This is a genomic window from Bacillus sp. JJ1764 (assembly GCF_036962145.1).
Classification (GTDB): domain Bacteria; phylum Bacillota; class Bacilli; order Bacillales; family Cytobacillaceae; genus Neobacillus.
On record NZ_JBALNY010000232.1, the window covers coordinates 5,264 to 6,314 of the forward strand.

Below are 1,051 nucleotides of genomic sequence, written 5' to 3' on the forward strand. Positions count from 1 at the left end.
AATCAAAAAAGTGGAAATCCAGTTCTCATATGAATTGGATTTTTTTATTTGAAAATTTAATTAAGCTTTTTTATCGTTTTAATAAATTAGCAACAATCTGCTGGAAACAGACAGTCTGAAATAGATGTTCATTTATTTGCAATATTGGAAAAATCTACATCTATTTACCCACAAGCTTAAAATGATTGCTAAAATGAAAATAAATACAAAAAGAATCCTAGGAGGTACAAGATGAATATTGAGTTTAGACCAATTGATAAATCAAATTATAATGAGTGTATAGAACTTAGTTTAAATGAGGCACAAGCAAAATATGTCGCCCCTAATTATTTTTCTTTAGTACAAGCTGCATACGAACCCAATTTATATCCACTAGGTATTTATAGCGATAATAAAATGGTTGGTTTTATTTTATATGATTTTGATGAGGAACTTAACGGATGGTCAATGAGCAGGTTTATGATTGACGCAAATGAACAAAACAAAGGGATTGGTAAAATGGCATTACATAAGTTCCTTGATTTTTTCACAAACAAATATGGTCATTTGCAACTTTATACGAGCACTTCCGTTGATAATCCAATCGCTATTTCATTATATGAAAAATTTGGATTTGAGAAAAAAGAAGTGTTCGAATACGAGGCTGGGGGAAATAGATATAAAGAGTATAGGATGATAAAACAGCTTTGAAAAAAATAAAGTAAATGAAAGCAGAGGAGTGAACTCATACCTCTGCTTTTCTATTGTTAAATTAGTGCCAAATATTTAAATTATTGTAAAAATGTATACGAATTGCTTTTTAAATCCGTATTTTGCACTTCTTAACGAATCCATGAGAAATACCTTTGTGCATTTTTTGGTTGGAAATACTTTTTTTAGGAAAAACGAATGATTGTGTACCTGTTTTGGCATATGAAAGCCAAACGGAAGGGAAGAACAGTTGAAATTGTCTTTCAGGAAAATGATGAAGGACAACAGATAGGGAAGAATCAAAATAACTGACGTTCATATGGTTCATGATGGACAAAAGGGGGAAGGAGACCCAGAGCAA

The 1,051-nt window shown here is 31.0% G+C and carries 2 protein-coding genes; one reads left to right on the forward strand and one right to left on the reverse strand.

Going from position 1 to position 1,051, the window contains the following annotated elements; translation table 11 throughout:
* The first annotated feature begins 231 nt into the window (after window positions 1–231).
* Window positions 232–690: a GNAT family N-acetyltransferase gene (locus tag V7083_RS22970; RefSeq protein ID WP_335482446.1), complete on the forward strand. Its 459-nt coding sequence runs from the start codon at window positions 232–234 to the stop codon at window positions 688–690.
* A 109-nt stretch (window positions 691–799) separates the two neighbouring features.
* On the opposite strand, the gene V7083_RS22975 is transcribed toward V7083_RS22970, so the two are convergent.
* The coding region (locus V7083_RS22975) for a hypothetical protein (protein ID WP_335482448.1) at window positions 800–1,051 on the reverse strand (252 nt) is incomplete at its 5' end.